Origin of the sequence: Actinoplanes sp. NPDC051494 (assembly GCF_044454705.1) — a bacterium.
Lineage (GTDB): Bacteria > Actinomycetota > Actinomycetes > Mycobacteriales > Micromonosporaceae > Actinoplanes.
This window is the reverse complement of record NZ_JBITDZ010000002.1, coordinates 432,754-458,675: the sequence shown is the minus strand read 5'-3', so window position 1 is coordinate 458,675 and position 25,922 is coordinate 432,754. Positions and strand designations below refer to the sequence as shown.

20 protein-coding genes are annotated in these 25,922 nt (G+C 74.7%); 7 read left to right on the top strand and 13 right to left on the bottom strand.

From position 1 onward, the window contains the following. Positions 1 to 50: 50 nt before the first annotated feature. Entirely contained in the window at positions 51 to 1,094 is a 1,044-nt protein-coding gene (locus ACIA6A_RS08770; RefSeq protein WP_396096889.1) for a medium chain dehydrogenase/reductase family protein, read from the top strand. A gap of 77 nt (positions 1,095 to 1,171) precedes the next feature. Here the strand turns inward: ACIA6A_RS08770 and ACIA6A_RS08765 are convergent, their stop codons facing one another. Both ACIA6A_RS08765 and ACIA6A_RS08760 read right to left on the bottom strand, forming a co-directional pair. Continuing rightward, complete coding sequence (locus ACIA6A_RS08765) at positions 1,172 to 1,627, bottom strand: carboxymuconolactone decarboxylase family protein (protein WP_396096888.1); 456 nt, start codon at positions 1,625 to 1,627, stop codon at positions 1,172 to 1,174. A 25-nt stretch (positions 1,628 to 1,652) separates the two neighbouring features. Further along, positions 1,653 to 3,833 (bottom strand): ATP-binding protein, encoded by a 2,181-nt coding sequence (locus ACIA6A_RS08760; RefSeq protein WP_396096887.1) that lies wholly within the window; start codon positions 3,831 to 3,833, stop codon positions 1,653 to 1,655. Positions 3,834 to 4,027: 194 nt separating this feature from the next. Between ACIA6A_RS08760 and ACIA6A_RS08755 the strand changes: the two genes are divergently transcribed. Both ACIA6A_RS08755 and ACIA6A_RS08750 read left to right on the top strand, forming a co-directional pair. Continuing rightward, positions 4,028 to 4,729: a Crp/Fnr family transcriptional regulator gene (locus ACIA6A_RS08755; RefSeq protein WP_396096886.1), complete on the top strand. Its 702-nt coding sequence runs from the start codon at positions 4,028 to 4,030 to the stop codon at positions 4,727 to 4,729. Between the two features lie 118 nt (positions 4,730 to 4,847). Then, positions 4,848 to 6,065 (top strand): LuxR C-terminal-related transcriptional regulator, encoded by a 1,218-nt coding sequence (locus tag ACIA6A_RS08750; protein ID WP_396096885.1) that lies wholly within the window; start codon positions 4,848 to 4,850, stop codon positions 6,063 to 6,065. Here ACIA6A_RS08750 and ACIA6A_RS08745 read toward each other — a convergent pair. The 7 genes from ACIA6A_RS08745 to ACIA6A_RS08715 form a co-directional block, all read right to left on the bottom strand. Then, positions 5,959 to 6,660 carry an isochorismatase family protein gene (locus ACIA6A_RS08745; protein ID WP_396096884.1) on the bottom strand — a complete coding sequence of 234 codons (702 nt, stop codon included), beginning with the start codon at positions 6,658 to 6,660 and terminating at the stop codon, positions 5,959 to 5,961. The two genes, ACIA6A_RS08750 and ACIA6A_RS08745, sit on opposite strands and share 107 nt — an antisense overlap. Beyond that, the gene (locus ACIA6A_RS08740; RefSeq protein WP_396096882.1) at positions 6,657 to 7,403 is read right to left on the bottom strand and encodes a 2,3-dihydro-2,3-dihydroxybenzoate dehydrogenase; all 747 of its coding nucleotides are present in this window, start codon (positions 7,401 to 7,403) and stop codon (positions 6,657 to 6,659) included. Before ACIA6A_RS08740 ends, ACIA6A_RS08745 begins: the two co-directional genes overlap by 4 nt. Further along, entirely contained in the window at positions 7,400 to 8,623 is a 1,224-nt protein-coding gene (locus ACIA6A_RS08735) for an FAD-dependent oxidoreductase (protein ID WP_396096881.1), read from the bottom strand. Before ACIA6A_RS08735 ends, ACIA6A_RS08740 begins: the two co-directional genes overlap by 4 nt. Positions 8,624 to 8,640: 17 nt before the next feature. Continuing rightward, complete coding sequence (locus ACIA6A_RS08730; RefSeq protein WP_396096880.1) at positions 8,641 to 9,894, bottom strand: AMP-binding protein; 1,254 nt, start codon at positions 9,892 to 9,894, stop codon at positions 8,641 to 8,643. 140 nt (positions 9,895 to 10,034) lie between these two features. Next, positions 10,035 to 10,775, bottom strand: coding sequence for an amidohydrolase family protein (locus ACIA6A_RS08725; protein ID WP_396096879.1), 741 nt, complete (start codon positions 10,773 to 10,775; stop codon positions 10,035 to 10,037). Beyond that, positions 10,772 to 11,896: a 3-dehydroquinate synthase II family protein gene (locus tag ACIA6A_RS08720; RefSeq protein ID WP_396096878.1), complete on the bottom strand. Its 1,125-nt coding sequence runs from the start codon at positions 11,894 to 11,896 to the stop codon at positions 10,772 to 10,774. Before ACIA6A_RS08720 ends, ACIA6A_RS08725 begins: the two co-directional genes overlap by 4 nt. Then, entirely contained in the window at positions 11,893 to 12,669 is a 777-nt protein-coding gene (locus ACIA6A_RS08715) for a 2-amino-3,7-dideoxy-D-threo-hept-6-ulosonate synthase (RefSeq protein ID WP_396096877.1), read from the bottom strand. The genes ACIA6A_RS08720 and ACIA6A_RS08715 overlap by 4 nt, the downstream gene beginning before the upstream one ends. A 111-nt stretch (positions 12,670 to 12,780) precedes the next feature. Here ACIA6A_RS08715 and ACIA6A_RS08710 point away from each other — a divergent pair, with 111 nt between their 5' ends. The 4 genes from ACIA6A_RS08710 (at position 12,781) to ACIA6A_RS08695 (ending at position 19,864) form a co-directional block, all read left to right on the top strand. Beyond that, complete coding sequence (locus tag ACIA6A_RS08710) at positions 12,781 to 14,559, top strand: anthranilate synthase family protein (RefSeq protein WP_396096875.1); 1,779 nt, start codon at positions 12,781 to 12,783, stop codon at positions 14,557 to 14,559. 111 nt (positions 14,560 to 14,670) lie between these two features. After that, positions 14,671 to 17,529, top strand: coding sequence for an AAA family ATPase (locus ACIA6A_RS08705; protein WP_396096874.1), 2,859 nt, complete (start codon positions 14,671 to 14,673; stop codon positions 17,527 to 17,529). A gap of 59 nt (positions 17,530 to 17,588) precedes the next feature. Continuing rightward, positions 17,589 to 19,190 carry an FAD-dependent monooxygenase gene (locus ACIA6A_RS08700; protein WP_396096873.1) on the top strand — a complete coding sequence of 534 codons (1,602 nt, stop codon included), beginning with the start codon at positions 17,589 to 17,591 and terminating at the stop codon, positions 19,188 to 19,190. A 68-nt stretch (positions 19,191 to 19,258) separates the two neighbouring features. After that, a complete protein-coding gene (locus ACIA6A_RS08695; RefSeq protein ID WP_396096872.1) occupies positions 19,259 to 19,864 on the top strand; it encodes a hypothetical protein in 606 nt (201 codons plus the stop codon). Between the two features lie 109 nt (positions 19,865 to 19,973). On the opposite strand, the gene ACIA6A_RS08690 is transcribed toward ACIA6A_RS08695, so the two are convergent. The 4 genes from ACIA6A_RS08690 to ACIA6A_RS08675 are packed head-to-tail and all read right to left on the bottom strand — an operon-like array spanning position 19,974 to position 25,919. Then, positions 19,974 to 21,791 (bottom strand): hypothetical protein, encoded by a 1,818-nt coding sequence (locus ACIA6A_RS08690; protein ID WP_396096870.1) that lies wholly within the window; start codon positions 21,789 to 21,791, stop codon positions 19,974 to 19,976. Next, positions 21,788 to 22,879, bottom strand: coding sequence for a hypothetical protein (locus ACIA6A_RS08685; RefSeq protein ID WP_396096869.1), 1,092 nt, complete (start codon positions 22,877 to 22,879; stop codon positions 21,788 to 21,790). The genes ACIA6A_RS08690 and ACIA6A_RS08685 overlap by 4 nt, the downstream gene beginning before the upstream one ends. After that, entirely contained in the window at positions 22,879 to 23,760 is an 882-nt protein-coding gene (locus tag ACIA6A_RS08680; protein ID WP_396096868.1) for a hypothetical protein, read from the bottom strand. Before ACIA6A_RS08680 ends, ACIA6A_RS08685 begins: the two co-directional genes overlap by 1 nt. Then, positions 23,757 to 25,919: a hypothetical protein gene (locus ACIA6A_RS08675; RefSeq protein ID WP_396096867.1), complete on the bottom strand. Its 2,163-nt coding sequence runs from the start codon at positions 25,917 to 25,919 to the stop codon at positions 23,757 to 23,759. The genes ACIA6A_RS08680 and ACIA6A_RS08675 overlap by 4 nt, the downstream gene beginning before the upstream one ends. Positions 25,920 to 25,922: the final 3 nt, after the last annotated feature.

Here is a 25,922-nt window from a genome sequence, read left to right as displayed (position 1 = left end):
GTTACGGCCATTAACAGTGTGATGCACATTCACGAAATGCGGGAGCGACCATGAACTCGACCCTCGAGGTAGTCCTGCCCGGCAAGGTCGGCCCCTCCGGCCTACGGCTGGTCCGGCGCGAACTGCCCGCACCCGCCGCCGGTCAGGTCGTGGTGCGCGTCGAGGCCACCGCCGTGTCGTTCGCCGAGAGCGCGATGCGCCGGGACCGCTACTACGGTCAGCCCGCGTTCCCGTTCGTGCCCGGCTACGACCTCGTCGGCACCGTCGAGTCCGTCGGGCCCGGGGTGGACCCCGCCCTGGCCGGCCGCCGGGTCGCCGCGCTGACCAAGACCGGCGCCTGGGCCACCGCGGTTCTGCTGACGGCCGCCGAGCTCGTCGAGGTGCCCGACGGGATCGCCGCCGACGAGGCGGAGACACTCATCGTCAACGGCATCACCGCCTACCAGATGCTGCACGCCAAGGCGAAGGTGCGGGCCGGGCAGACGGTGCTCGTCCTGGGTGCCGGCGGCGGGGTGGGCAGCATCCTCGTCCAGCTCGCCCGCCAGGCCGGCGCCCACGTGATCGGCACGGCCGGCCCGCGCCACCACGACGCGCTCACGGCACTCGGCGCGGAACCGGTCGACTACCGCGACCCCGACCTGGGGTCCAGGATCCGCGCGCTGGCCCCCGACGGTGTGGACGCGGTGTTCGACCACCTCGGCGGGGCGAGCGTCGACCTCTCGTACCGGCTGCTCAACCGGACGGGGACGCTTGTCTGCTACAGCATCGCCAGCAAACTCGACGACAAGAGTTCCGTGCTGCTCAGCTTCCTCATGCTGCTGAGCAAGCTCGCGTTCTGGAACTACCTGCCGACCGGCAGACACGCGAGCTTCTACGACATCTGGGCGGGCGCCGGCAAGCCGGGCTCGGCCAAGCGGGACGCGTTCCTCGCCCGTACCCGTACCGATCTCTCGCATGTTCTCGGTCTGTTGCGCGACGGCACGCTGTCCGCCACGATCGCGGCCCGCTTCCCCCTGTCCGAGGTGGCCGCGGCCATGGAACTGTCCGAGTCGTCCGGCCGCACCGCCCTGGGCAAGATCATCCTCATCCCGTGAGCACACCCGCCGCCGCGACGCTCGTCCTGACCGGCGCCGGCCCCGGCGGATGCGGGCCGGCGACGGATCGGGTGGGGTCAGCCCCAGTTCTGGGGTGCCTGCTGGCGGGTGGTCACGTTGAGGCGGTTGAAGAGATTGGTGGTCGCGATCCAGATGATCAAGGCGGCCCGTTCCGGTTCGGTGAAGTGCTTGCGGGCCTCGGCCCAGATGGGGTCCGGGACCGGGTCAGGCCGATCGGCCAGGCGAGTGGCGGCCTCGGCGAGGGCGAGGGCGGCCCGTTCGGCGTCGGTGAAGTAGGGCGTCTCGCGCCAGGTGGCGACCGAGAACAGCCGGTCGTCGGTCTCACCGTCCCGGCGGGCGCTGCGGGCGCCCGCGTCGGCGCAGGGGCCGCAACCGTTGATCTGGCTGGTCCGCAGGTGCACGAGTTCGAGGGTGGATCCAGGGACGCCGGCGGAGTGGGCGGCCCGGTAGAGGGAGTTGATCGCCGTCATGGTGTCCGGCAGAACCGTCGCGGGGTTCGTCATTCGCTGCATGCCGGGATGACACGCGGCGGGCGGATCATGTGACGAGCAGCCGGGCTGCCTCCGCGCCCCAGGTCCGCAGGCCCTTGCCCTCGGCCAGGTCGACGGCGGCCTGGGCCTCGGCCCGGCCCTCGGCGTGGGAACCGGTGGTCAGGAGCAGCTCCGCGAGCGCGGTGCGGGCCGGGACGAGGGGCCAGACCGCGCCGACCCGGGTGGCCTCGGCGATCACCTCGCGCATGCCCGCCTCCGCGACCTCGGTGTCACCCTCGCGGAACCGGAGCCGGGCCAGGTAGAGGCGGGCGTCGGCCATGGCCTGGGGCAGGCGGTAGGGGCGGGCCAGGAAGTGCAGCAGGCGGGCCGTCAGGTCGGTGCGGCGGTCCGCGGCCAGGTCGAGGCCGAGTTCGGTCAGTTCGACGACCGGGCGCAGGCGTTCGTAGTCGGCGTCGTCGACCAGGCGGCGGCCGGTGGCGGTGAGCTCGGCCGCGGCGGTGACCTGGCCGGTGTGCAGTGCGCCCTGGGCCCAGTTTATGCAGGCCCGGGCACGCTCGCGGGGGTAGCCGGCGAACGTCTCGCCGGCCAGCGCCGCGGCGATCGCGGGCAGGGCACCGGGGTCGCCGGTTTCCAGGGACAGCGACAGCCGGGCGATCAGGACCGCGAGAGTGGCGGCCGGGTCGCCGGACAGGGCGGCTGCCTCGGCCGCCTCGGTGCACAGTCGCTGGTGCTCGGTGAGGTGCCGTCCGACCACCGTGTCCGGTGCGCTGAGGACGGCGAGGGCGCGGGCCCGGCGGGCGTGCTGGCGCAGGTACGGGACCGCGCGCTCGATCTCCTCGTACCCCGCACGGGCCTCGCCTTGTTGTCTGAGCATGCGCCCGAGGGACAGACCGAGCTCGCCGCGGGCGCCCGGGGGCAGGCGGCGGTCGGCGAGCAGGCGGCGCAGCACCGGGATGGCGTCGGACTGGGCGACGCTCTCGATGGCCGAGCGGCCCAGTTTCACCGCGAGGCGCACCCGGACCGGGCGGGGCAGCGCGGGATACCCGGTGGTGCCGAGCAGGAAGCGGGCGGCGGTGGCGTCGTCGCCCTGGGCGGTGGCGAGGTCGGCGGCGGCCTCGGCGTTGCGCACGTGGTCGGCGGCGCTGCCTGCGAGCCGGTAGTGGTGGGCGAGGCGGGCCACCGGGCGGGGCTGCTGCTCCTCCAGCATCCGGGCCGTGCGCAGGTGCAGCATGCCGCGCGTGACCGGGGGCACCAGCTCGTGGACGACCTGCCGGGCGAGCGTGTGGCGGAACCACAGGCGGCCGTCGCGCTCGTGCAGCAGTCCGGCGTCGACGGCCTGGGACAGGGCCGCGGCGACCGTACGGTCATCGGATCCGAGGATCGCGGCGAGCGGGCGCGGGTCCGCGGCCTGGCCCACCACCGCGGCCGCGCCGAGGATCTCCTGGGTGTGTTCGCCGAGGTGGCGCAGGCGGGCCAGCAGCACGTCGCGCAGCAGGGCGGGCACGGCGACGTCGGCGAGGACCTCCGGATGCTGCCGGATACGGTCGACGTCACCGTCGGTGACCAGCGAGCGGACCACCTCCTCGATGAGGAACGGGATGCCGGCCGTGCGCTCATAGAGGTGGGTGACGAACCGCCCGGGGGGTTCCGCGGCCGCGTCGTGGCGTTCCAGCAGCGCGCCGGCGAGACTGCCGACCTCGTCGCGGGTCATCGCCGAGACGTGCAGCTGCCGCACGCCGGCCGGCGGCTGCCACCCCGACGGGCGCGTGGTGATCAGCACGGTCAGGCCTTCCACCGGGTACGCGACCAGGTGCTCGACCAGCTCCACAGTGGCCGGATCGGCCATCTGGAGGTCCTCGAGCGCGACCACGAGCGGTGCGCGCCCGCGCAGCAGGCCGGCCATGGCGCGCAGCAGCCGGGCGCGTTCGGCGTCGGCGTCGAGCGGGGGCCCGTCCACCAGCGGGCCGGTCAGCCGCAGTCCGTCGATGAGCGGGCCGAGCGGCTGGGGTTCGCGCAGGTCGTCGCAGTGCGCGACCACCACCGGCACCGGGGAGGTGTCGAGCACCTCGGCGACGAGCCGGGTCTTGCCGACGCCGGGCTCGCCGGTGAGCAGCACGACGGCGGACGGCCGGGCCAGCTCCGCGCGCAGGGCAGCGAGCAGCCCCGCACGGCCGACGAACGATCCGGGTGCCGTGGGCAGGGCGAAGGCTGCGGCGAGGTGGGACACCGCAGGGAACCATAGCCGTTGATCCGGCCGGGTGTCCGTGACGCCGGACACCCAGCCGGATGACGGTTGCCGGATGACGGTCCCGTCACCGGACGTGCCCACGATCGCACCAGGACGGACCGGGCCGCGTTGCCCCGTCGCCTGTGGCGTGATTGGCTGGTCCGGCAGATCCGGTGCCGCCGACGGGAGGTCCGATGAGCGAACAGGCCCGCGCCGACGGGTGGGCGCCCGCCACGTTCCTCGGCAGCCTGTCGCCCGCCGCCACGGCCGAGATGGTCACGCTCGGGATCCGGCAGGTGTTCGCCGCCGACCGCATGATCCTGCGCGAGGGCGCGCCGTCGACCACCGTGGTGCTGATCCTGAGCGGGTTCGTCAAGGTCACCACCGCGGTGGAGGGCATCGAGACGCTGCTCGGCATCCGGCTGCCCGGCGAGGTCATCGGCGAGACCGGGGCGCTCACCGGCGACCCCCGCAACGCGACGGTGACCGCCTGCGGCCGGGTGGTGTCCCGGCTGGTCACCCGGGCCGACTTCGAGGCGTTCCTGCGCCGGCGGCCGGCGGCCGCCACCCCGGTCATGGCCGCGGTGGCCCGCCAGCTGCGGTGGGCCAACCAGCGGCGCACCGACTTCGCCGCGTTCCCCGCGCACATCCGGCTGGCCCGGCTCATCGCCGAGATCGCCCAGGTGTGCGGGCTGCCCCGGCCGGACGGCACGGTGGACATCGCGGTGCCGCTGAGCCAGCCGGAACTCGCCGCGATGATCGGCATCGCCCAGGCCACGGTGCAGAAGGCCGTCGCCGACCTGCGCGAGCGCGGACTGGTCGCCACCGGGTACCGCCGGGTCACCGTGCTCGACCCGGCCGGCCTGAACCGGCTGGCCTCCGGTCATGACCAGTGACCGTTTCTGATACCCCGGCGTCGGCAAACCGACCGGTCCGCCGGATCCCCTACTAATAGCCGATCTCTCCCGGCCACGCCCGCCACCATCGGTGGTACGCGCAGCTCGAGGGGGAAGCATGGGGTCCGCAGCACTGATCGGCCGTGACCATGAGATCCGCACCATGTCGGCACTGCTCACCACGGTGACCCCGGGTCGCCCGTCCGTCCTGGTCCTGGACGGCCCGTCCGGCAGCGGCCGGACCCGGATGCTGCGCGAGATCGTCACCATCGCCGGCGACCGCGGCGCGACCGTCATCCCCGAACCGGAGTGGACCGCCGAGGACGGCGCCCGCCGGGTCACCCGGGAGCTGCGCCGCGACCCGCCGCCGGCGTTGTCCGCCGGGCGGCTGCTCGTGTTCGGGTGTGATCATCCGCTGCGGGTGGACGCCCGGGCCTGGGACGCGCTCGACCTGCTCGCCGAGACCGCCCCGGTGCTGATCGTGGTGCCCGCGCGGCCCGGCACCGGACCGGTCCTCGTCGATCGGCTGACCTCGCCGTCGGTGCGCCGTGTCGCGCTGGCTCCGCTGTCCCCGGCCGACGTGCTGCGGCTCGCCACCGGCTGGCTCGGGGCACCACCCGGCCCCGACGTCGCCGACCTGCTCCGGGTCGCCGCCGGCCGGCCCGGCGTGGTCCGCGAACTCGTCGCCGGACTGGCCGAGGAAGGACTGGTACGCACGGACGCCGGCCGTACCGTGCTGACGGCTGCGCGGCTTCCCCTGCGTACCGGATCATGGGTTTCCGGACAGCTCGCCGCGATGTCGCCGCCGGCGCGGCACCTGCTGCAGGCCGCGTCGACGTTGCGCTCGCCCTTCCCGCTGGTCCGGCTGACCCGGTTGTTGCGGGTCAGCCCGCTGGAGGTGGTGCCGGCCGTCGCGGATGCCCTGGACTCCGGGCTGCTGATCGCCGACGGCGAGAACGTCGCGTTCAGCCACGACCGGGTCCGCGCGATCGTCGCGGCCGGGCTGCCGGTCCCGGTCGCGGCGACCCTGCGGGCGATGCCGGCCGGCCCACGCTCGGCCAAGGCGGCGTTGCCGTCGGTCCCGCCCCCGGCCCCACGGGAACGGTCGCACACGGGCGTGGACCTGGCGGTACTGAGCCCCCGGGAACGGCAGATCGCCGAGCTCGCGGGCCTGGCCGCGATGACGAACCTGCAGATCGCGCACCGGGTGCAGCGGTCCCCGCACACCGTCAACTTCCATCTCCGGCAGATCTTCCAGAAGCTCGGGATCGCGTCGCGGATGGAGCTGGCCGCGCTGTTGCGGCACGGTCCAGGAAGCGACGTGTCGTCGTCGTGACCGCGCAGCACCCGGCGGCGTGGTCCAGGGCCATGAGGTGGTCCGCGCGCGAGAAGTCCGCGACCGCGTCACCGAGCAGGAACGCCTGGACGTCGTGCGAGACCGCGTCCGCGACCGTGAACAGGCAGCCGATGTGGGCGAAAACACCGCACACGACAAGCTGGTCCCGGCCGAGAGATTCCAGCAAGGCAGCCATTTCGGTACGGAAGAAAGCGCTGTAACGGGTCTTCGTCACGACATGGTCGCCGGGGCCGGGCCGGAGCGCCGCGATCACGTCCCGGTCGGCCGGTTCGCCGGTCATCCCGGGCCCCCAGAAATCGTGCAGCAGGCCCCGCCGCGCGCGGGAGACCCGGCCCGGCTGCACGCTGTAGAGCACCGGGACACCCGCGTCACGCGCGGCCGACCGGACCCGGCCGATGTTCGCGACCAGGTCGGTGACCGGGGGCCGCCCGGGCGGGAAGCAGCCGACGAAGTAACCCTGCATGTCATGGATCAGCACGGCCGCACGGGCCGGGTCGATCTCCCAGTCCACGTCGGCGACACTGAGCTCCGCCGCGGTGGGCATGGGGTAGGAGACGATCCTGGGAATGGTCACAACGCGGCACCGCCGTCGACGTAGAGGTTCTGCATGGTGATGTGCCGGGCCGCCGGGGAGGCCAGGAACACGACCGCCGCGGCGATGTCCCCCGGGTCGGCGATGCGGCCCAGCGGGATGCCGACCTTGTAGTTCGCCGGGTCACCCCGGACGACCGCCGCCGCGCCGTCCGGGCCGGTCCACAGCGCCCGCTGCATCGGCGTGTCGGTCGACCCCGGCGAGACCACGTTGCACCGGATGCCGGCGCCGGCGAGCTCCAGCCCGAGACAGCGGGTGAAGTGCACCGCGGCGGCCTTCGACGCGGCGTAGGCGGCCATCCCCGCCCGGGGCACGCCCGCGGCGTTGGAGGCGACGGTCACGATCACGCCCCGCCGCCGGCCGGCCATCCGGGCGGCGACGGCGCGGCTCACCCGGAAGACGCCGGTGGCGTTGACGTCGAGGACCGCGGCCCAGTCGGCGTCGCCGGTGTCGAGCACCGGCCCGGTCCGCAGGATCCCGGCGACGTTGACCAGCACCTCGATCGGCCCGGCATTGCCCTCGACCCGGGCCACGGCCGCGTCGACGGCCGCGGTGTCCCGCACATCCATCGCCAGCGCGCACTCCGCACCGGGCAGACCGGCGGGCGCGACCAGGTCGGTGGCGACGACCCGATGGCCGGCCGCGGCAAGAGCACGGACAACCGCCGCGCCGATCCCCCGAGCCGCACCGGTCACCAGCGCCACCGGTCGGCCGGGCGCGGTCATCGGATTGCTGCTTCCGTGCGGCGCAGCAGGTCGTCGCGGCGGCGTTGGGCGGGGCCGTCGGGCAGGTGGTGATCGGTCGCCCCGGCCCGGGACAGCGCGACCGCCCGGGCCACCGCGGGCCGCCGTACCGCCTCGTAGTGCGCGAACGCGTCCGGCCGGTGCACCGCCGCGGCCAGCGCCGCCGCGTCCTCGATCGCCTGGGCGGCACCCTGCGCCGCGAACGGCAGCATCGGGTGGGCCGCGTCGCCCAGCAGCACCACCCGGCCCCGATGCCAGGTGGGCAGGTCTTCGCGGTCGAACAGGCCATGATGGTCGAACGGCCCGGCGAGCGCGAGCAGGCCGCGGACCGCCGGGTGCCACCCCTCGTACGCCGCGAGCACGTCCCCGGTCACCACCTCGCGAGCGGCCCGGGGTGGCCGGGCGGCGGGCACCGTGGCGACGATGTTGATGCTCCGCCCGCCGTCGATCGGGTAGGCGACGCAATGCCGTCCCGGCCCGAGCCACACCACGACGTCCATCGGTGCCAGCCGTCCGGCGCGGGCCGCGGGCACCACGGCCCGGTACACCGCGTGCCCGGAGTAGCGCAGCGGGACGGTGCTCAGCTGGGCGCGTACCGATGATCGTAGTCCGTCCGCTCCCACCACCGCGTCGGCGGTGAACCGGGTGCCGTCACCGGTCCGGACCACCACCCCGTCGCCATGATCGACGATGCCGACCACCCGTTGTCCAAATAGGACGCATGCTGGTCCGGCGGCGGCGAGCAGAGCGCGGCACAACGCCGTCCGGCGCAGCGTGTAGTGCGGCGCCGGCCCCTGCAGCGCGGTCCGGCTGATCACCGAGTTGTCCGACCAGCGCCGCAGCTCCCGCGCACCCGGCTCCACCGCACCCCCCAGCCCGACCCGATCCAGCCCGACCCGATCCAGCCCGACCCGATCCAGCGCGCCCGCACCCAGCGCGATCGCACCGCCCAGGCCGAACCGATCCGGCCAGGCCGCAACCGGCGCGCCCGCGCCCAGGGCAACCGGGCCCAGGGCAGCCGGGCCGCCCATGCCGAGCCGGTGCAGGACGGCGGACGCGGCCGGTGGGATCTGGATGCCGCCGCCGGTGCGGTCGAGGGTGGCGCCGCGCTCGAGGACCACGCACCGCACCCCCGCCCGGGTCAGGGCGAGCGCCGCGGTGAGGCCACCGATGCCGGCTCCGACCACCACTATCCGTTGCATGCGATCCACTCCAGGGTTCAGTAGTAGTTCAGGGCCTTGTCCCAGTTGTCGCCCGCCCCGAACAGGGCGCGCGGTTTCATCACCTCGGGTTCACCGGTCAAGGACGCCGCCGGTACGAGCGTCGCGGCGCGCACCGAGACGTCGATGCCGAACGCCGCACCGACCGCTTCGCGCAGTTCCCGGGTCGCGGCCTGCCGGTACCGCGGTGCCACCTCGATCTCGATCCGCAGCCCGGCCCCCTCGGTCCGGGCCCGCCAGAACATGACGCCGTACTCCGCGGGCAGAGCGAAGACGAGCTGCTCCACATCGGTCTGGGTCAGCCCGAGCGTGCCCGTGTGCGCCCGGCCGAGCACCCGGATCGCCGGCAGCACCCAGCCGCAGGGACAGTCCGCGTACGTGATCTCCACGTCGTCCTCGATCGCGTAGCGCAGCAACGGCATCGCCTCCCGGTACAGCGGGGTGACAACCAGCTGCCCGCGCCCGTCGCGCCCGATCCGCCCGGTGACCGGGTCGTGCACCTCGAACAGCGCGCGGTCGGCCCACAGGTGCAGGCGGCCGTGCGGGCACTCGCCGGCCAGGCTGCCGGTCTCGGTCGCGCCGTACTCCTCGACGACGGGTGCGTCCCAGATCGCGGCGATGCGGTCGCGGCGGGCCGGGCTCAGCGGTTCCCCGCCGACGAACAGGGCCCGCAGATGCGGGAAGTCCTTGCCGGGGCGCCGCCCCGCGAGCTCGGCGGCGGCGGCCCAGAGCAGCGTGTCGGTCGGCAGTGACCAGGTCAGGGTCACGCCGAGGTCCTGAAGTAACCTCAGCACCTTCGCGTACGGCATGGCGAGCGACCGGTTGTCCGCCGGCACCACCGTGGCCCCCCGGGACCGGGCGGCTGCATGCGCCAGATGCCCGGTGATCATGAGCGCGTACGGGGTCCGGACCAGGAACGTGTCCGCCGGGAAGATGCCGACGTGTTTGCGGGCGTACCGCTCGGCGAGGTCGAGCCAGTCGTCCGCGGTGTAGTACGACGCGGTGGGCACGCCGCTGCTGCCGCTGGACTCGTGGTAGGTCGCCAGCTCACGACGGTCGACCGCGAGCAGCCCGAACGGGTACGCCGCGCGCAGGTCGGCCTTGGTTGTCATCGGATAATCAGCAAGGCCGGCCCGGTCGGCCGGGACGCCGCGCCGGGCGTAGAACGGGGACCGGGCGGCGGCGGTCAGCAGCCGGCCGAGCTGAGCGTCCTGCCGGGCGGCCAGCTCACCGAACGTCGACCAGTCCCCCACCTCCGGCCGCCCGGCCCCGAGCGGCGCGGGCGACCCGGGCGCGGGCGACCCGGGCGCGGGCGACCCGGGCGCGGGCGACCCGGGCGCGGGCTTGGGCGCCGGTAGGCCCGATGGGCATGGCGTGGGCGGAGGATGGGCGGTCATGGGTTCTCCTCTCCTAGGATGCGGCGGGCGTTCGCTCCCAGCACCGCGGTCCGCTGGGTGGGGGTAAGGCCGAGCACGGCGATCTTGGCGAGTTCCACCTGGGGGTGTTGCAGGGGGTATTCGGTGCCGAACAGCACCCGGGCCGCTCCGAGGCGGTCGATCGCCGCTCGGGCGGTCACGGTCAGGCAGCCGGACAGTTCGGCCAGGATGTTCGGTTCGGGGGCGATCGTGGTCAGGCCCGCGAAGTCCAGGCCGGTGTGACCGCAGTGTCCCCACACGAAGGTGACCTGGGGGAACGTGCGGGCCAGCCGGACCAGGTCAGCCGGGCGGGCGCCCGCTCGGGCCAGTGTCACCATGTAGACGCTGTGGGCGGCCCGCGCCGCGGTCTCCACCAGCGCGGCCACCGCCGGGTGGTCGAGGCGGAAGCCGTGCACCGCCGGGGAGATCTCCAGACCCCGGAAGAGCGAAGACCGTTGTGCGTACGCGGCCACGTCGCGGAACGGGTCCGCGAAGTAGAACGGCAGCAACCGGCCGGCGGACCGTGCGCACCGCTCGTACACCTCGTCGTTGGCCGCGCCGGCTTCCGCCCGGCCGCCGGCGTCGATCTGGGCGGAGAGCCGGTCGAGGCCGATCAGGCCGCCGGCGGACACCGCCGCGCGTTCGATGCCGGCGCCATCCATGGTGGGGAGCAGCCTGTCGTCGCCCGGGACCAGCCGGGCGTGGAAGTCGAGGATCATTGTTCGCGGCAGAACTCGTCGATGGGGTAGCCGACGTGCCGTTCCCGGCCGGGCAGGTAGCCCAGCAGCTCGTCGCCGGGGCGCAGCTCGGTGGAGTTGAGCACCCGGGCGCCGGGGCCGAGCACCCGGACGTGCCAGTCGTCCTGCACGATCAGGTTGACCGGTTCGCCGTCCGGGGCGACCGCGTCGATCGACAGCAGCGGCCGGGTCTCGATCTTGACCCGGCCGACCGTGACGCGGCGGGTCCGCCCGTCCGCGCCGACCGCCAGCACGGTCCCGCCGGCGGTCAGTTCGCTGAGGTACCGGGTGTGTTCGTGGTCGGCGAGCGTGTACGACATGATCGCGCCGGCGTTGACCCGGAACGGGCGGGTCGGCATGTAGGGCAGCGGGTGGGTCTCGCTGACGCACAGCACCATCGCGCGGGAGCGGGAGCCGACCAGGATGCCCTCGTCGCGGCCCAGGTACGTGCAGGTGTCCACGCAGGCCCGGTCCCCCGTACCGGCGTGGTGCACCGCGGTGACGGTGAGCGTGACCAGGGCGATGTCCGGTGACCGGTCGCGCAGCACGCCGGCCAGCCGGGTCGCCTCGCCGGGCGCGGACGGGGTGAGCAGCACGCCCCCGGGACCGTGTTCGAGGACGCCGAGGTGCACGGCGGCGTCGGCGACCCGGTCCACCGTGGTGATGATCGTGCCGTCGGCGCCGTCCGCCGCGGCCAGCACGATCTCCATCGGGATGTTGGTGGGGTCGCGGAACCGCAGCAGGGTCACCGCGTCGCGGCGCACGCTGGCGCAGGCCGCGTCGAGACCGGCCGGGTCGCCGACGTCGAGGGCCGTGCCGAACCGGGTTTCCGGATGGCGTCTCGCGAGCGCAGTCAGATCATGCGAGCGAGGATCGGCGAGTACGAGGTCAGCGCCGTCGAAGCTGTCCGGCAGCTCGTCACCGGCGGGCACCAGCACCCGGCGCACGGTCGGCGGCAGGCCCTTGAGGTGGCCGGGGTCGTCCGCCACCACCGCGTCGAACCGTTGATGCACGGCTTCCTCGCACGCGGCCTGCCGCCAGTCCCCCGCGGCGCGCAGGTCCAGCCAGCACTGCTTGTCCGCGGTCTCGCGGGCCGGGCTCATCGGGCTGCCGCCGGGGTGCGGTCGTGCACGACGGCGGCGAGCTGCCGGACCATCGCACCGGGGTCGGGGGCGGTGAAGACCGCGCGGCCCGCCGCGATACCGCCCGCACCGGCCCGGACCGCCACCGCGAGGCTCCGCGGGGTGGCACCGGTGCCCCCGGCGGCCAGTACCGGGACCGGGCACCCGGCGGTGATCGCGGCGATCTCCGCCGGGTCGGCCGGCAGGCTGGTCTTGACCAGGTCGGCGCCGAGTTCCGCGGCGACCGTGACCGCGTGCTCCACGAGCCTCGGCGCGGTGCCGTCGAGGACGTCCGGGCCGCGCACGTACATCATGGCCAGCAGCGGGACGCCCCAGCGCTGGCAGTCCCGGGAGACCTCGGCGAGGTGGGCGACCTGCCGGTCCTCGGTCCGTGAGCTGAGGTTCACGTGCACGCTGACCGCGTCCGCGCCGAGCCGCAGCGCTTCCTCCACGGTCGCCACCGGGTACTTGGCGTCCGGGTCCCGGGCCAGGCCGGTGCTCGCGTTCAGGTGCAGCACCAGGCAGAGCCGCCCGATCCGGTGCGGCCGGAGCCGGCGCAGCGCGCCCTTGTGCAGCACCACCGCGTCGGCGCCGTTGGCGGCGATCTCGGCGACGAGCGTGTCCAGGTCGCCGCGGTGCCGCAGCGGGCCGGCCCCGATCGCGTGGTCGAGCGGCACGATGAGCAGGCCCGGAGCGTCGCCGCGGTACAGGTGACGCAGTCGTGGGCGGCGGGCGAACATGGCGTTGTCGTCCATTGTCGAACCCCCATTCTTTCGTTCGGGGCTGACGCTAGGTTCGCGATCGGACGCCGGGTACTACTCGTATGAGTAGGTGCCGGCGGGCAGCGGGGCGGCCACGCTGAGGGCATGACTTTCGCCCTGCTGCACCGACCGGAGACGTTCCCGGGGACGGTGGAACTGCTGCGCTGCGGCACCGGGCCCGCCGCGCCGGGAGAGGACGTGCTGCTGGTGGTTCCGGCCGGGGCCGCTCCCCCGGTGACGCTGCGGGTGCTGGACCGGTCCACCATGCCGGTCGCGGTCGCGCTGCGGACCCTGCCGGCGGAGCTGCCCGAGCTCGGCGACGGCGACTTCGACCTCAGCGACGAGGAGTACGCGGCGGTCACGCGGCGGGTGCTGGACGAGAACATCGCCCGGGGTGACGGCGCCAACTTCGTCATCCGCCGGACCTACCGAGCCGACTACCCACAGTGGTCAGCAGAGCACGCGAAGGCGCTGTTCCGTCGTCTGCTGCTCGCGGAGAGCGGGGCGTACTGGACGTTCGTGGTGCACTGGGCGGGCCGGACCCTGGCCGGGGCCACCCCGGAGCGGCATGTCCGGATGCGCGGCGGCCGGGTCTCGATGACGCCGATCAGCGGCACCTACCGTTACCCGCCGGACGGGCCCGACGCCGCGGGCCTGCGCCGCTTCCTCGCCGACCCCAAGGAACGCGACGAGCTGCTCATGGTGGTCGACGAGGAGCTCAAGATGATGGCCCGGGTCTGCGCCGGCGGCGGCCGGGTGCGGGGTCCCCGGCTGCGCCCGATGGCGCGGCTGGCCCACACCGAGTACGAGATCGAGGGCCCGTCGGACCTTGCCCCGGCCGAGGTGCTGCGCCTGACCATGCCGGTGCCGACGGTCACCGGCAGCCCGGTCGCCCGCGCCCGGCGGGTCGTCGCCGCGCACGAACGGACCGACCGCCGCTGCTACGGCGGGGTCCTCGCCCTGGTCACCCAGCACGACACCGGGCCCGAGATGGACTCCGCGCTGATCATCCGGACCGCCGACATCGACGCGGGCGGCCGGGTGGAGGTCGCGGTCGGCGCCACGCTGGTATGGGGCTCGGACCCCGCGGCCGAGGCGGCCGAGACCCGGGCCAAGGCCGCCACCGTCCTCGCCGCCCTGCGCCGCGAGGACGCCCCGCCCGTGCCGCCGGCGCCACACCGACCCGGCGAGCTGACCGGCGAGCTGACCGGCGAGCTGATCGGGCGCAACGACGGGCTCTCCCGGTTCTGGCTGGGCCGGGAGCGGCCGGTGCCGGTGCCGGCCGGGCGGCGGATGCTGATCGTGGACGCGGAGGACGACTTCACCGCGATGCTCGCGCGGATGGCCGAGGCACTGGGCCTGGACGTGCGGGTCGAGCCGTGGCACCGGGATCCGCCGACCGCCGGTGCCGACGTGGTGCTGATCGGCCCGGGACCGGGCGACCCGCGGGACCGCACCGATCCCCGGATCGCCCGACTGCACGCGATCACGCGGCGGTTGCTGGCCGCCCGTACCCCGTTGCTCGCCGTCTGTCTCGGCCATCAGGTCCTCGCGGACGAACTCGGTCTGGTGATCACCCGGATGGGTGAATCCGCGCAGGGCGTGCGCCGGACGATCACCGTCGACGGCCGGCCCGAGCGGGTGGGGTTCTACCACTCGTTCACCGCGGTGAGTGCCCACGACGAGGTGCGCGGCCCGCTGACCGCCGGCCCGGTACGGATCCATCGTGACGGTTCCGGCCAGGCGGTTCACAGCCTCAGCGGGCCCGGTCTGCACTCCGTGCAGTTCCATGTGGAGTCCCTGCTGACCGAGAACGGCCCGGCTCTGCTGGAGCGCATGACCCGCGGTGTGCTCAGCGGTTCACGTTCGCTCGCCGTCCGGTGACAAGGTGCACCCAACAGTCGGGTGCTAGAAGATTCTTCCGGGCCGGGCTCCGGGAACTCGGCGATGCCCCGGCTACGGACGGAGACGCTTACGGTCCGAACGGACAATGAATTGAACGCCGGTTCTCGAAACAATCTTGTCGTATCCCGCCACCATCCACTGTCGAGCGAGCCGGGGGAGGACGTCCTGAGCCAGCACACGTTCGGCCGCGGCGACGAGACAGCGGTCATCCGCCGCGCCCTCGCCGGGACCGCGGCCGGAGCGGGCGGCTGTCTCGTGCTCACCGGGATCCCCGGGGTCGGCAAGTCGCACCTGGTCCGCGCCGCCGTGGAGATGGCCGCCGAGATGGACGTCGCGGTCGCCGCCCGGGAGGCGTTCAAGCTGGACAGCGCCGCGCCGCTGCTCACCCTGACCATGGCGTTGCGCGCGTTCCGGTCCCGGACCGTCGAGTTCGACTGGCTGTTCGACGGCGCCCGGCGCGAGGAGCAGTACCACACCATCGACCGGCTGCGGGCGTCGCTGGAGAATTTCGCCGCCGAGCAGCCGCTGCTGATCGTGATCGACGACGCGCAGTGGATGGACGAGCTGAGCGCGCTGGCGATCCGCGAGCTGGTGCCGGCGCTGGCCAGCTCGCCGGTGCGGTGGCTGTTCGCCGGGCGGCCGGAGGCGCAGGAGACCCCCGGGCTGCAGACCCTGACCTGGCTCGGCCGCGGGCACGCCGAGCCGGTGCCGGTCGGCGTCCTCGACGAGGCGGCGATCGCGCAGCTCAGCGCCGCGGTGGCCGGGGCCGAGGTGGACAACACGGTGCTCGCGCTGGCCGGCGGCTGCGGCGGCAACCCGCTGCGGGTCGGTCAGCTGCTGCGGGCGCTGCGCGCGTCCCGGCAGCTGGTGATCAACGACGGGGTCGCGACGGTGGTCGGCGGGGAGCTGCCGTCCAGCTTCGTCGACACCGTCAACGACGTCCTGACCAGCCTTTCCGAGGGTACCCAGCGCCTGGTGCGGGCCGGGTCGGTGTTCACCGGGCCGTTCCGCGTGCAGACCGTGGCCCGGCTGCTCGGCCACGAACCCGCCGAGGTGTACCCGCAGGTCGAGGAGGCGCTCCGGGAGGTCCTCACCGAGGACGGCGACGAGCTGGCGTTCACCCACGACCTGGTCCGCCAGGCGGTGTACAGCACGGTGCGCCGGCCGGTCCGCGAACAGCTGCACCGCGACGCGGCGGCGATCGCGCGCGCGGAGGACCGCCCGGCCCTGGAGGTGGCCGAGCACCTGCTCAAGACCGGCCGCTCGGGCAGCGCCGACGCGGTACGGATGCTGTGCACCGCGGCCCGGGAGGTCGCCGGGGTCGCGCCCGCCACCGCCGCCGACCTCATGCTGCACGCGCTGGGCGCGCTGCCCACCCACCACCCGGACCGCACCGCCCTGATCGCCGAGACGGTGCAGCTGCTGGCGTCGGCGGCCCGGGTCAGCGAGGCCCGCGAGCTGGGTGAGCAGGCCCTGGGCGCCGGCCTGGGCGCCGAGACGGAGGCCGAACTGCTGCTGGGTCTCGCCGAGGCGTGCAAGCACTCCGGGCAGAACCGGTCCGCCGTCGGGTACGCCGACCGGGGCCTGGAGCACACCACGCTCGGGGAGCCGTTGCGGGCCCGGTTGCACGCGATCCGGGCGCACGCGCTGATCTATGTGGACGATCTCGCCGCGGCGGACGTCTCCGGCGCGGAGGCCGACCGGCTCGGCACCGCCGGTGGCGAGTACGGCGCCGCGGTCTTCGGGCGGACCGCGCGCAGCCTGGTCGCGCAGGCCGAGGGCCGGCTGGAGGACGCACTCGGGCACGCCGCGACGGCCACCCGTACGGCCGACGAGCACGGTGGCCCGGCCCGGCTGCGGCATCCGCGGATCTGGCTGGGCAGCACCCTGACCGACGCCGACCGGTTCGACGAGGCCGGCCGGGCGCTCGGGGCCGGGCGGCGCGAGTCCGAGCGGCTCGGCACGCTCTGGGCGCAGCCGCTCTGGCACTACTACTCCGCCCAGCTGCTGTCCGCGCGGGGCCGGCTCGACGATGCCGTGGCCGAGGCCGACGCCGGGGTGGCGACCGCCGAGCAGCACACCGCGTACCAGCTGGCGGTCCCGTTGCTCGGCACGCTGACCCGGCTCGAGGCGATGCGCGGCGAGCTGGCCGCGGCGACCGTGCACCTGGAACGGATGCGGCAGCTGATGCGCACCGGCATCACCGCGACGCCGGAGGACGTGACCTGGCCGGAGACGCTGCTGCTGCACGCGAGTGCGGCCGGCGACGTGGCGTTCTCGGTGGCGGCCGAGTTCTACGAGACGCTGGAGCACCGGCCGGCCCTGATCGTGCAGGACCCGGCCGCCGCGGCCACGCTGGTCGGGCTCGCGCTGACCGCCGACGACCGGGACCGGGCCGCCCGGGTGGTGCGGGCGGCCCGCGCGCTGGCCCGGCGCAATCCGGGATCGAGCTCGGCGGCCGGTGCGGCGGCCCACGCCGACGGGATGCTGCGCGGTGACCTGAGGTTGCTGACGGAGGCGATCGGGCACTTCCGGCGCACCCCGCGGCGGCTGGCCCTCGCGGCGGCGCTGGCGGACGCGGCCGTGACCGGGCGCGCCACCGAGGACCGGACCACGGTCGAGGCCTGGTACGACGAGTCGCACACGATCGTGGACGAGTGCGGGGCGGTGGCCGCGCGACGGCGGCTGGAGGCACGGCTCGGTGCGTGGCGGGGTGCGGCGCTGCCGTCCGTACCGATGGCGTCGCCGTTCTTGCCGGACCTGTCGGACGCCGAGCGCCGGGTCGCCCTGCTCGTCGCCGACGGCCTCACGAACCTGCAGGTCGCCGCGCGGCTGTTCGTCTCGCGCCACACCGTGGACAGTCACCTGCGGCACATCTTCGCCAAGCTGGCGATCAACCGCCGGGTGGAGCTGGCCAAGCTCGTGGCCAGGGAGACACCGCCACCCTGAGCCGTTATCACGTGACTGCGTGATGTCGCCGCGACTGCCCCGCACCGAGCATGTGCGGTATGGCAGTTCTCTATACCCCCGTCCTCATCGTCGGCGCCGGTGTGGCCGGATCGGTGCTGGCCCTCGAGCTCGCCCATCACGGGGTGCCCAGCATCGTGGTCGAGCGCGCGACCCGGGACCCACGGCATCGCGAGCTCAACCTCGTGAGCGGCCGCAGCATGGAGCTGTTACGCCGGCTCGGCCTGTCCGACGCGATCCGCCCGCACGGGATCGACCCGGACGGCGAGGCCGACGTGCTCTGGGTACGCGGCCTGGACCAGCCGCCCGTGCTGGTGTCGCGGCTGCCGTCGGTCAACCAGCTGCTGAGCGCGTACGCGCAGGGCGGTGACGGCCGGGCGCCGGTCGAGCCGTACCTGGTGCTGCCGGGCTCGGAACTGACCGGCCGGCTGCGGGCCGCGGCCCGGGCCCATCCGCTGGTCGACCTGCGGGAGGGGTGGACGTTCACGGACCTGAGACCGTCGGCGTCGGACAGCCGGACCGAGGGTGATCAGGGCGGAGCGGTGGCCGTCCTGCTCGAGGCGGGGACCGGCGTACGCCACGTCGTGCAGGCGCGGTACCTGGCCGGGTGCGACGGCGCGCAGAGCACGGTGCGGCGGTGCCTCGGGGTGGTGATGGAGCATCTGACCACCCCGGTGCAGCACTACACGGTCTATTTCCGCAGCGACGAGATGACCGATGGCCCGGCGCACCCCCGCACGATCATCACCGCGGGGCTGACCCTGAGCTGGCGCCCTGACGAGGACCTGTGGATCGGTTACCTGCCGCTGTCGGCGGACGAGGCGACCACGGCCGACCCGGCCGCGCTGCTGCAGGACCGGCTGGGCCTGGGCCCGGACGCGGCGGAGATCGTGGCGGTCGCGCAGTCCGAGGAGTCGCCCCGGGTGGCCGCGGCGTACCAGCGCGGCCCGGTCTACCTGGCCGGGGAGGCCGCCCACCGGTTCCATCCACCGGGCGACACCGTGGACACCTGTGTCGGCGACGCGGTCGACCTGGGCTGGAAGCTCGCGGCGGCGGTCCGGGGGTGGGGCGGGCCGGCGCTGCTGGCCAGCTACGAGGACGAGCGGCGGCGGCGGGCGCTGATCGATCAGGAGCTGGCGTCGCGGGCGCTGGAGACGCGCAGCCGCTTCGGGCGGCTCGCCGACGCCGGCGCGTCGCACGAGGTGCTGGCCGGGGTGCTGGGCCCGGAACCCGCGCCGACGGACGTGGCGGGCACCGGGCCGGCCGACGGCGCCGGGCGCTCGGCGGTGGTGTGGCGGGAACCCGGCGCGGTGACCCGTACGGTGCCCGGATGCCGGCCCCCCGCGGTGCGGATGAGCGACGGCGGTCAGCTCTTCGACCGGCTGGGCCCGCAGTTCACGCTGGTGGACCTCACCGACGGGGCGCACGGGACGGCGCTGGTGGCCACCGCCGAGGCGCGCGGCATCCCGATGCGGCACCTCACGGTCGCCGACACGGTGGTCCGGGCCTGCTGGGAGGAGGGTCTCGTGCTGGTCCGCCCCGATCAGCACGTGGCCTGGCGTTCGGGAGCGGATCAGGCCGACTGGGACCGGGTCCTGGACGTCGTCACGGGACACCGCAGCCAGGAACACGTGAACACGTGATGGTGCCGTGCACCTTGCAGACGCCAGGCTCGACATCGCAGAACATCAACCCGAGAGGGACGACTGAGATGATCACAATGGACCTCGGGCGGACCGTCACCGGCGAGTGGCACGCCCGGCTGTCGGGCAACCGGTCCCCGCGGCGGAACCACTGGCAGACGAAGATCATCTACTTCCGTGCGGCGGCGGACCTGCTCGCCACCAGACCCGGGACGCCGCTGACCTGGAAGAGCGTCGTGGCCGCGGCCCAGCCGCACGGCTGCCGCTCCACGTTCTACGAGGTCGCCGGCGCGCACGCCCGGCACCGCATGGTCGACGACCTGATCGCCGACGGGCGCCCCGACTCGATCCAGCTCGCGCTGCGCTACCTGCGTACCGATCCGGTCGAGCAGCTTCTCGACGAGACCAAGATCTGGTCGTACTGGCCGCACCGCCAGCACCTGCTGACCCGGGTCCTCGAACCCGGCATGGCCACCGAGCAGGCCGCCACCGCGCTGTCCGCGTCGGTGGCCGCGTGGGGCCGCGCCCATCCCGCCCTCGCGGCCGCGGTCGGCCACACCCCGCCCGCCTGCGCGGTCGAGGACCTCACCGTGCTGCATCAGGGCCGGCTGGCCGCGGTACGGGCGGCAGCCCACCTGGCCGACGTCCTGCGCCACGCCACCGGGGCGCGCTGACCGCCCGTCCCAGCACGGGCGGGCGGGTCAGCGCGAGAAGAAGCCCGGCGCCGGGGTCGGTGGCGGCCACCCCGGCGCCGGGTCTTCTCGTTTCCCGGAAAGCCGGGGCTCACCGGTGCGGGACGACCGGGACCTCGGTCCCCCAGCTCTGCTGGCGTCCCGTGCTCCGCCCCCGCTCGGCGGCGGCCGCCAGCTCGGGCACGGCCTCCAACGGGATGTCGACGGCCACGAGCTCCGGTTGATCCGGTAGGGCGCCCGCCCGCCGGCCGCACTCCCAGAGCCCGTCCCCCACCGGCGCGCAGGCCTGCTGGGGGTAATACCCGGCCGCCGCCTTCACGAACGCGAAGACCTGCCGGCCGGGCTGGATCGTGAGCACCGCCTGGCCGCTGTCCACGATCGCGGCGACCGGCGCCGGCCCCGGCGGTGGCGGGAACGGGACGGGGACCGCCGCCGCGGCGGCCGGGTCCGGGTTTCCGGTCGTGCCGGCCACGAGGTATCCGCCCAGGAACACCAGACCCAGCAACGCCACCGCGGCGACCAGGACCGCCACCGGCAGGTACCGGCCGTACCGCTGGGCCCGCAACCGGCGCAGCAGGACCCCACCGGGCTCGGGACGGCCCCGGCGGCCACCACCGGCCCACCGGTGGTAGGCGGCCTCGCGCAGCTTCTCGTGGTCGTTGCGCCGGGCCGCCCCGAGCATCAGCGTGACCTGTTCCGACTCGCCGTCGCGGACGGTCAGGGCGGCGTGCTTCAGCGCCGCCGGGTCGGTGAGGTCCTCGAACCGGGGGCCGTACAGCGCGGCGAGCAGCTCCTCGAGCAGCTCCTGCCGGACGTCGATCTCGATCTGCCGGGTGACCTGGTCCAGGGTGGCCACCGGCAGCGCGGCCCGCAGCGCGTCGCGGTACTGCCGCGACGACCGCCCGGCCAGCACGCCGAGCTCCTCGGTGAGCTGGCGCACGGTGCCGGCGCCCAACAGGCCCGAGGCGGCGCCACCCGGCCGGGTCACCGGGCGCGCGACACCCGGACGGGTGCCACCGCCGTTCTCCCGGGACACCGCCGGTGCCCGCGCCGGGACCGCGTACTCCGGCTCGGCCTGGGCCCGGGCCGGCACCGGGTCGCGTTGTTCCGGCGGGACGCCCTTGAGCAGCTCGTCGACGTAGTACCCGGCCTCGTCGCGCAGGCCGGCGTCGAGCCGCGGATCGAGCATGTCCACGATGGTGCGCTCGACGACCCCGGCACCGGGCGGCAGCGCCGGCAGGAAGATCACCCGGGGCAGTGCCTCCTGGGAGACGTCGTGGCGGTCCTCGTACGTCGAGAACGTCCAGTCGGTGACCCGGCCCAGCCGCTGCGGCCGGTAGCTCCCGGCGATCTCGGCGAGTGCCCAGACGATGGGGAGCTGGTCCTCGGGCCGGGCCCCGACGATGCTCACCGGTCGGGCGGGGTCCGCCAGCAGCCGTCCGAGGACGGTGATCACGGCCTCCCGGCGCGCCCGCACCGAGTCGCCGATCCGCTGGGCCGTGGCCCGCGCCAGGTCGACCGCGCTGAGCGCGGCTTGACGCATCGGCGCGATCGGCTCGGAATTCTCCCAGCCGTTCCACCGCGACAGCCCGAGGGCGACCTCGGTGGTGAGCAGGTGCGCCGGGCCGATGAGGGCGTGCGAGTCGTTGCGCCCGGCCGACTTCCCGCCGGGGATCCGGCGCAGCACCACCGCGTTGCCGTTTCTGGCGTGGAAGTAGGACAGGGCGCTGGCCGGCAGCACGGTGTCAGGTACCGGCTGCAACCGGATGCGGCCCTCCAGGAAGCGGAACCAGCGCTCGGCGGTCTCGTGGTGCTCGAAGGAGTGGGCCAGCACCGAGACCTGGTTCCGGTCCCGGGACCAGCCGAAATAGGCCTGATGGAGCGGGGCGTCGGTCCGGGGACCGGTCATGGCATGCCCACCTTCTGCGCTTCGGGACCGGTGATCATGCCGGTCATCGCCAGGATCGAGATCAGCGGATCCAGCACGTTCACCGGGTGCACCCCTCGGGGAAAGTAGGCGGGGTCGCTGTCGGTTTCGCCGTCCAGTGCGTCGCCGCCGCTGGCCGACACGAAGTGCAGGGTGCAACGGCGGAACGCCTCGAACGGCCGCAGGGACGCGGCCGCGCCGGTGTGATGCAGGTAGGCGTACACGTCCCGGCTCTGCTCCCGGATCCGGGTCGCGTCGAGCACCGGGGCCTCGCGGGGTGCCATCCACCGGTCCATCGGGGACACGTAGCGCAGCCGGTCGGACTTGGTGACCGCGATGGTGACCGGCATCCGGTCCGCGGCGTACGGCAGGTCCTGCAGTCGCTCGACGGCCAGCTCGAACGACCATCCACTGGTCGCCGCCGCCGTCGGCAGCCCGTCCCCGGGCGGGTCCTCGAGCCCTTGCACGAAGATGACCGCGTCGGCTCCGGTGAGGAACCGGGTGCTGCGGTTGAGGGCCTCGGTGCTCTCGAGGTCCTCGCCGGCCACGTCGAAGAACGCCACCGGTCGCTGGCCGCCGGGGCCGCGCAGCAGCAGGATGTCGGCGGCGTCGATCACCCCGGTACCCGTTCCGGCCAGCGCACCACCGGCGTCGAAGGGCCGGATGAACCGCCGCTGGAACGCCTCGTGGCGACGGAAGTCCAGGGCCGCCGCCCGGACGCCGTACGGGCTCAGGCCGCCCCGGTAGACCTCGCGGATCATCGCGGTCAGCAGGTGGGTCTTGCCCGCGCGGGCCGCGCCGACGAGCCCGATCACCAGAGGCGGGAGGTACGACGCGTACGTGGCCGGCAGGAAGTGCGCCGGGGTGTCCTTCGACGGGTTGGGGCACTGCCGGTACCCGGTGCGGATGACGTCCGCCCGCTTGCCGGCCGGCATCCGGGAGACATCGACCGACCGGTACTGGCTCTGTTTGGTGTCGTAGACGGCGACCGTCGGCTCGGGCCGCCAGACGAACTCGTCGACGCAGATGGGGCAGCGCACCACCTGCTCGCTGTTCAGGGTCTCGGTCATCAGAAGATCCCTCGCCATCGGGACCGCCGGCCAGGGGCGGGAGGCTCGCTCGCGGGTGGCTCGGTGCGCTGCCCGGGCGGGCGCCGGCCGGCACAGATCTCGTCGAAGCGCAGCCGCCCGGCCGCGAACGGTGCCTCGGGATCCCCGGCGGCCGGCACCGGGGTGTCGTCGCGCATCCGGCGGCGCAGCTCGCCCGGACGGGGCCGCTGGGCGACCGGGCCGAACACGCCGTCGAGCAGCGCCCGCAGCTGGGGTGGATCGGTGGCGTGCCCGGCCGCCGGACCGCCGTCCGGGGCGCCGAGCACCAGCGCGCGCAGCAGGGCCCCGGCCGCCCACAGGTCCTCCCGGCCGTCGCCCGGCCGGGCCGACTCGAAGTCGACGAGCTGCGCGTACGAACCCGCCCAGCGCAACCGGTCGAGGGTGACCGCGCCGTGCACGACACCGGCGGCCGCGGTGAGTTCCAGGGCCCGCAGCAGCCCGGTCTGCAGCATCCGGCGCCGGCTCTCGTCGAGGCGGCCGGCGACGTCCGGGGCCGGCTCGCCCGCATAGGCCCGCAGCAGCACGAACGGTTCCGCGGCGTCCATGTCGTACCCGACGACGCAGGCCAGTTCCTGGGGGTACCCGCCGGCGTACACCTGGCCCAGCCGGGTGCCGGCCCGGACCTCGTTGTCCAGCAGCGTGTAGAGCTCGGGAGCGGCACCGGGCGGCACCGACTTGCGCACGAGCGGGACGCCGCTCGGTGGCATGACGAGCCGCTGCGGCAGCGCCGAGCCGGGTGAGGAGAACGCGCCGTGGTCGGTGAGCCGCAGCGTCCGTATCCGGCCCCCGACGTCCCGGCAGCGCACAGTCACCGGCTCGGGGCCGATCGGCTCGGGGTTCATCCGGCCTCACCGCCCCAGCCGATCCGGACCGACTCGGGCCGCAGCGGGAGCAGGCGCAGCGCGCCGACGGACTCGCTGGTGTCGGTCCACAGCATCGCCGGGTCGTCGGCCACGGTCCGGTCGGCCGGGTCCTCGCGCAGGATCGGGCCGAGCCTGCGCGGGGCGAACCGCAGCAGGTGCGGCTCGGCCACACTGCTCAGGTAGCTCAGCTGCCGGCCGTCGCAGAGCTGGGTCAGCTCGTCGTACGCACCGAGGCGCAGGGTGGCCCGGGCCTGCGGGGACGTGTTCCAGACCCGGCGCAGCAGGGCGTCGCGGGGTCCCGGGCCGGTGCCGGGGTCGAACGGGCTGATCAGGCCGTACCGGGCGACGTGCAGTCCGTACTCCGCGATCCGGTGCCGCAGGCGCAGCGCGTACTCGTCGCCGTCGCGGGCCGCCAGTCCGCCCAGCCAGAGCGGTTCCAGGGCGTCGCGGCACAGCCCGGCCAGGTCGCCGCGGACCACATCGGACAGCTCGGGCAGCAGCGGGTTCGCCGCCGCCTCGCCCGGGCCGGGGCCGGCGTGCTGCCGGGACGCGGGGAAGAGACCGTCCGCCGCATCCTCCAGGGTGGTGTTCATGACCTCGATGGCTCCGGCTGCGGCCGCGGTCAGCTCGGCGATCCGCTGATGCCGGCGCAGCGGCTGCCACTCGGTCACCCACACCCCGGCGACGACCTCACCGATCGTGGTGACCGCCGCGCGGACCTGGTCGAGCGGGAGGTCCGCCCGCCAGCGCCGGACGGCGGCCCGCCAGCCGAGCAGGGTCGCGGCCACGACGCCGGCGAGCAGCAGGACGAGGACCGGGATCGGGTACGGCACCCGGGGCGCATCCGCCACGTACCGGCGCAGCAGGACGCCGGCGAGGACACCGGTGACCGCGGCGAGCCCGTACGTCGCGGCCGCCCGCGTCGCCGTGGCGCCGAATCCCCGCGACCCGGCCGGTCCGGGGCGCCGGGCGAGCAGCAGCCAGCCGCCCAGGAACCAGCCGGCGGCCGGCCCCGCGGCGAGGACCGGGTTCGGTGACAGCGCCAGGACCAGGCAGCTCAGGGCGATGACGGGCAGCAGGACGAGGCGTAGCGGCCACCGGGGGAAGTCCGGCGGGGTGATGCTCTGCGGGCCGAGTCCCCGGATCCGGGCGATCGCCGTCCCGACCCCCTGCGGGCCGCAGTACGCGGTCGCGGTCCGCAGCTCCCGGGCCAGCACCGGCAGGGTCACGCCCGCCTCGATCCGGGCGCCGACCAGCGCGCGCAGGCCGGTGGCGAGCTCGCGGTCGCGGGCCGGCGCCGGTGTCCCGGCCCCCAGCGCGGCGACGTCCTCGACGGCCGGCCGGCCGTTCTGGATGTGGCCGTCCATCCGGTTCAGCAGTTCGTCCGCGCAGCGCCGGTAGTTCTCGGCGGCCTGGCCGGCCGGCTCCGGGTCGGTGGACAGCACCCGGGTGGGTTCCGGCCCGGCCAGGGCCCGCCAGGTCGCGGCCGCGTCCAGCGCGCCGTCCAGGCGGTCCAGGCGGCGCACCGCCTCGGCCCCGGCGGCCGCGATCGGCCCGGTCAGGGCCGCTCGTGGGGCATCGGGTGCGGCGTCGAGGTCGCGGATCCGCCCGGCGAGTTCCCGGGACGGGTCGGTGCGCGCCAGGCAGAGCGAGCGGATCGCCGTGGCGCCGGCCTCGTCGAGGTCCCGCGCCGTGGTGGGGCCGAGCGCGAGCCGGACGCCGGGGCTGGCCACGGTGTGGGCCATGCCCCGGGTGGCGGACTCGACCTCGTCGAAGACGTCCTCCGCGAGCAGTGCGGCGATCAGGTCGGGCAGCGCCGTGCGGGTGTGGCCGGGGAACCGCGGCGCGGCCCGGCGGACGCTCCACTCCAGACCGATGACGTCACCGACCCAGAGCACGGTGGTGCCGCGCAGCACCGTGGGCAGCGGGAGCACGACGCCGTCGGCCGCCGCGGCGCCGCCGGCCTCCCCGATCGCGACGCAGATGACGCCGGTGACCAGCGGGTCGCCGAACAGGCTCAGGTACGTCTCGGTGTGCCGTACGAGCGCTTCCGCGTCGTCGAGGACCAGCACCTTGCCGGCCAGCCGGTCCGGCCCGGTACCGCCCGGGTCACGCAGGTCGAGCAGGGTCACCGGCATGGC

Excerpts from the sequence above, each read along its gene's own strand:
- ACIA6A_RS08690 (WP_396096870.1), bottom strand. The coding sequence starts at position 21,791 with ATGACCGGTCCCCGGACCGACGCCCCGCTCCATCAGGCCTATTTCGGC.
- ACIA6A_RS08765 (WP_396096888.1), bottom strand. The coding sequence starts at position 1,627 with ATGCAGCGAATGACGAACCCCGCGACGGTTCTGCCGGACACCATGACG.
- ACIA6A_RS08710 (WP_396096875.1), top strand. The coding sequence starts at position 12,781 with ATGACTTTCGCCCTGCTGCACCGACCGGAGACGTTCCCGGGGACGGTG.
- ACIA6A_RS08680 (WP_396096868.1), bottom strand. The coding sequence starts at position 23,760 with ATGAACCCCGAGCCGATCGGCCCCGAGCCGGTGACTGTGCGCTGCCGG.
- ACIA6A_RS08695 (WP_396096872.1), top strand. The coding sequence starts at position 19,259 with ATGATCACAATGGACCTCGGGCGGACCGTCACCGGCGAGTGGCACGCC.
- ACIA6A_RS08720 (WP_396096878.1), bottom strand. The coding sequence starts at position 11,896 with ATGAGCCCGGCCCGCGAGACCGCGGACAAGCAGTGCTGGCTGGACCTG.
- ACIA6A_RS08755 (WP_396096886.1), top strand. The coding sequence starts at position 4,028 with ATGAGCGAACAGGCCCGCGCCGACGGGTGGGCGCCCGCCACGTTCCTC.
- ACIA6A_RS08750 (WP_396096885.1), top strand. The coding sequence starts at position 4,848 with ATGGGGTCCGCAGCACTGATCGGCCGTGACCATGAGATCCGCACCATG.
- ACIA6A_RS08725 (WP_396096879.1), bottom strand. The coding sequence starts at position 10,775 with ATGATCCTCGACTTCCACGCCCGGCTGGTCCCGGGCGACGACAGGCTG.
- ACIA6A_RS08685 (WP_396096869.1), bottom strand. The coding sequence starts at position 22,879 with ATGACCGAGACCCTGAACAGCGAGCAGGTGGTGCGCTGCCCCATCTGC.
- ACIA6A_RS08700 (WP_396096873.1), top strand. The coding sequence starts at position 17,589 with ATGGCAGTTCTCTATACCCCCGTCCTCATCGTCGGCGCCGGTGTGGCC.
- ACIA6A_RS08715 (WP_396096877.1), bottom strand. The coding sequence starts at position 12,669 with ATGGACGACAACGCCATGTTCGCCCGCCGCCCACGACTGCGTCACCTG.
- ACIA6A_RS08675 (WP_396096867.1), bottom strand. The coding sequence starts at position 25,919 with ATGCCGGTGACCCTGCTCGACCTGCGTGACCCGGGCGGTACCGGGCCG.
- ACIA6A_RS08770 (WP_396096889.1), top strand. The coding sequence starts at position 51 with ATGAACTCGACCCTCGAGGTAGTCCTGCCCGGCAAGGTCGGCCCCTCC.
- ACIA6A_RS08740 (WP_396096882.1), bottom strand. The coding sequence starts at position 7,403 with ATGACCGCGCCCGGCCGACCGGTGGCGCTGGTGACCGGTGCGGCTCGG.
- ACIA6A_RS08735 (WP_396096881.1), bottom strand. The coding sequence starts at position 8,623 with ATGCAACGGATAGTGGTGGTCGGAGCCGGCATCGGTGGCCTCACCGCG.